This is a genomic window from Pararhodobacter aggregans (genome assembly GCF_003075525.1).
GTDB classification, from domain to species: domain Bacteria; phylum Pseudomonadota; class Alphaproteobacteria; order Rhodobacterales; family Rhodobacteraceae; genus Pararhodobacter; species Pararhodobacter aggregans.
Genome location: NZ_QDDR01000028.1, coordinates 1 through 3,916, shown reverse-complemented (window position 1 = coordinate 3,916; position 3,916 = coordinate 1). Strand labels below are relative to the sequence as shown.

Sequence of the window (3,916 nt, the reverse complement as noted above, 5' to 3'; positions counted from 1 at the left end):
TTCAAAACGGATATCGAGATTGCGCGTGAGGCGCGGAAGAAGCCGATCATGGAGATCGGCGACAAGCTGGGGATCCCGGCGGAGCATCTTCTGCCCTATGGCCATGACAAGGCGAAGGTGAGCCAGGGGTTCATCGACTCGCTGCAGGACCGGCCGGACGGCAAGCTGATCCTGGTGACGGCGATCAACCCGACGCCCGCGGGCGAGGGCAAGACCACCACCACCGTGGGTCTGGGCGACGGGCTCAACCGGATCGGCAAGAAGGCGGTGATTTGTATCCGCGAGGCCTCGCTCGGCCCGAATTTCGGCATGAAGGGCGGGGCGGCGGGCGGCGGCTATGCCCAGGTGGTGCCGATGGAGGAGATGAACCTCCATTTCACCGGCGATTTCCACGCGATCACCTCGGCGCATAACCTCCTCAGCGCGATGATCGACAACCATATCTACTGGGGCAACAGCCTGCAGATCGACGAGCGCCGGGTGGTCTGGCGCCGCGTCATGGACATGAACGACCGGGCGCTGCGCGATACCGTGACCAGCCTCGGCGGTGTGTCGAACGGCTTCCCGCGCCAGACCGGCTTCGACATCACCGTCGCATCCGAGGTCATGGCGATCCTGTGCCTGTCCAAGGACCTGGCCGATCTGCAGAAGCGTCTGGGCGACATCGTCGTGGCCTATACCCGCGACCGCCGGCCGATCTATTGCCGCGACATCAAGGCCGATGGCGCGATGACCGTGCTGTTGAAGGACGCGATGCAGCCCAATCTGGTGCAGACGCTGGAGAACAACCCGGCCTTCGTCCACGGCGGTCCGTTTGCCAATATCGCCCATGGCTGCAACTCGGTCATCGCCACGACCACCGCCTTGAAACTGGGCGATTATGTGGTGACGGAAGCCGGGTTCGGGGCCGACCTCGGGGCCGAGAAATTCTTCGACATCAAATGCCGCAAGGCCGGTCTGAAACCCGCCGCGGCGGTGATCGTGGCCACGGTGCGGGCGATGAAGATGAACGGCGGCGTGGCCAAGGCCGATCTCGGGGCCGAGAATGTGGAGGCCGTCCAGAAGGGCTGCCCGAACCTCGGCCGTCACATCGCCAATGTGAAGGGTTTCGGCGTGCCGGTGGTGGTGGCGATCAACCACTTCCATTCGGACACCGACGCCGAGGTGCAGGCGGTCAAGGATTACGTCGCCCAGCAGGGCGCCGAGGCGATCCTGTGCAAGCACTGGGCGCATGGCAGCGCGGGGATCGAGGATCTGGCGAAGAAGGTCGTGCAGATGGCGGAATCGGGCAGCGCCAATTTCTCGCCGCTCTACCCGGACGAGATGGGCCTCTTCCAGAAGATCGAGACGGTGGCCAAGCGCATTTACCACGCCGACGAGGTGATCGCCGACAAGTCGATCCGCGACCAGCTGAAGACCTGGGAAGCGGCGGGTTACGGCCATCTGCCGGTCTGCATGGCCAAGACGCAGTACTCGTTCTCGACCGACCCCAACCTGCGCGGCGCCCCGACCGGCCATTCGGTCCCGGTGCGCGAAGTGCGGCTCTCGGCGGGGGCCGGGTTCATCGTGGCCATCTGCGGCGAGATCATGACCATGCCGGGCCTGCCCAAGACCCCGGCCGCGGAAACCATCCGCATCAACGACCAAGGCTTCGTCGAAGGCCTGTTCTGACACCAAAGGGGCCGGCGACATAAGCCGGCCCCGCGGCGACACGAGGAAAGACGATGACGGCGACACTCATTGACGGCAAAGCCTTTGCCGCCCGGATCCGCGGGCAGGTGGCGGATCATGTGACGCGGCTGAAGGCCGAGCACGGGATCACCCCCGGCCTGGCGGTGGTGCTGGTGGGCGAGGATCCGGCGAGCCAGGTCTATGTCCGCTCGAAGGGCAAGCAGACGGTCGAGGCGGGGATGAACTCGTTCGAGCACAAGCTGCTGCCCACGACCAGCGAGGCGGCGCTGCTGGACCTGATCGCGCGGCTCAACGCCGATCCGGCGGTGCACGGGATTCTGGTGCAGCTGCCGCTGCCCAAGCATCTGAACGAGGATCTGGTGATCAACGCCATCGACCCGGCGAAGGATGTGGACGGGTTCCACATCTCGAACGTCGGGCTTCTGGGCACCGGCCAGAAGTCGATGGTGCCCTGCACGCCCTTGGGCTGCCTGATGATGCTGCGCGACCATCTGGGCGCGCTTTTTTCCTAGCCAAGGCCGGGCCGACCGGCGGGAGTGAGCGGATGCGCGCTGCGATCATCGACGGGAAGGCCATCGCCGCCCGGATGCGGGACGAGAACCGGGTCGAGGCGGCGGATCTGGCCGCGCAGGGCTGGCAGCCGCGGCTTGTGTCGATCTCGGTCGGCGATACCGCCGCGGCCGAGCTCTATGTCCGCAACCAGCAGAAATCGGCCGAGGCTTCCGGCGTCGAATTCGAGGCGCGGAATTATCCCGACACGATTTCCATGGAGCAGCTGGTCGGCGTGCTGCAGGGGCTGAACGCCGATCCCCGGGTCAACGGCATCATCATCCAGCGCCCCTTGCCCGCGCATATCCCGGTGAAAACGCTGCAAAAGGCCGTCCATCCCCTGAAGGATGTGGAGGGCATGCACCCGGCTTCGATCGGGAACATCGTCTATAATGACCTCGCGCTCGGCCCCTGTACCGCCGTCGCCGCGGTCGAGATCCTGAAAACGCTGCCCCTGAAGCTGGAGGGCCTCGACGTCACCGTGATCGGGCATTCCGAGATCGTCGGCAAGCCCATCGCCTTCCTGCTGATGGGGCTGGGCGCGACGGTCACCGTCTGCCACCACATGACCCGCTCGGTCGCCATGCACAGCCGGGCGGCGGATGCGGTCTTCGTCGCGGTCGGCAAGGCGGGGCTGGTTACCGGCGACATGCTGAAACCCGGCGCGGCGCTGATCGACATCGGCATCAACAGGGTCGACGGCAAGACGGTCGGCGACGCCGATTTCGCCAGCTGCGCCGAGGTGGCGGGCTGGATCACCCCGGTCCCGGGCGGTGTCGGTCCGGTGACGGTGGCCACGCTGATGAAGAACGCGGTGCTGGCCACGCGGATGCAGATGGCCCATTACCGCGCCCAATACGCCCATACGGAGGTTTGACGTGACCGCAACGATCATCGACGGGAAAGCCTTCGCGGCGAAAGTCCGCGGCCAGGTGGCTGAACATGTCGCCCGGCTGAAGGCCGAAAACGGGATCACCCCGGGTCTGGCCGTGGTGCTGGTGGGCGAGGATCCGGCGAGCGAGGTCTATGTGAAGTCGAAGGGCAAGCAGACCGTCGAGGTCGGCATGAATTCCTACGAGCACAAGCTGCCGGCCGAGACTTCGGAAGCCGATCTGCTGGCGCTGATCGACCGGCTGAACAAGGATGCGGCGGTGCATGGCATTCTGGTGCAGCTGCCGCTGCCGGGGCATCTGAACTCGGATCTGGTGATCAATGCCATCGACCCGGCCAAGGATGTGGACGGGTTCCACATCTCGAACGTCGGGCTTCTGGGCACCGGCCAGAAGTCGATGGTGCCCTGCACGCCCTTGGGCTGCCTGATGATGCTGCGCGACCATCTGGGCGCGCTGTCGGGGATGAACGCGGTGGTCGTGGGCCGGTCGAACATCGTCGGCAAGCCGATGGCGCAATTGCTGCTGGGTGACAGCTGCACCGTGACCATTGCGCATAGCCGGACCAAGGATCTGGCCGGGGTCTGCCGTCAGGCCGATATCCTCGTCGCCGCGGTGGGTCGGCCCGAGATGATCCCGGGCGATTGGGTGAAGCCCGGCGCGACGGTGATCGACGTGGGGATCAACCGCATCGAGCGTGACGGCAAGAACAAGCTGGTCGGCGACGTCGATTTCGCCTCGGCGGTCGAGGTGGCGGGGGCGATCACCCCGGTGCCGGGCGGGGT

Annotated in this window: 3 protein-coding genes and 1 pseudogene; all 4 read left to right on the top strand. The window is 65.8% G+C overall.

Annotation, left to right across the window (positions count from 1 at the left end):
* A partial coding sequence (locus DDE23_RS24775) for a formate--tetrahydrofolate ligase (protein ID WP_107755226.1) occupies positions 1-1,671 on the top strand: 1,671 nt, incomplete at its 5' end.
* A 53-nt stretch (positions 1,672-1,724) separates the two neighbouring features.
* Positions 1,725-2,195, top strand: a pseudogene (locus DDE23_RS24770) (tetrahydrofolate dehydrogenase/cyclohydrolase catalytic domain-containing protein); the annotation flags it as partial.
* Between the two features lie 41 nt (positions 2,196-2,236).
* A complete protein-coding gene (locus DDE23_RS24765; RefSeq protein ID WP_107755230.1) occupies positions 2,237-3,118 on the top strand; it encodes a bifunctional 5,10-methylenetetrahydrofolate dehydrogenase/5,10-methenyltetrahydrofolate cyclohydrolase in 882 nt (293 codons plus the stop codon).
* Position 3,119: 1 nt separating this feature from the next.
* The coding region (locus DDE23_RS24760) for a bifunctional methylenetetrahydrofolate dehydrogenase/methenyltetrahydrofolate cyclohydrolase (RefSeq protein WP_133239610.1) at positions 3,120-3,916 on the top strand (797 nt) is incomplete at its 3' end.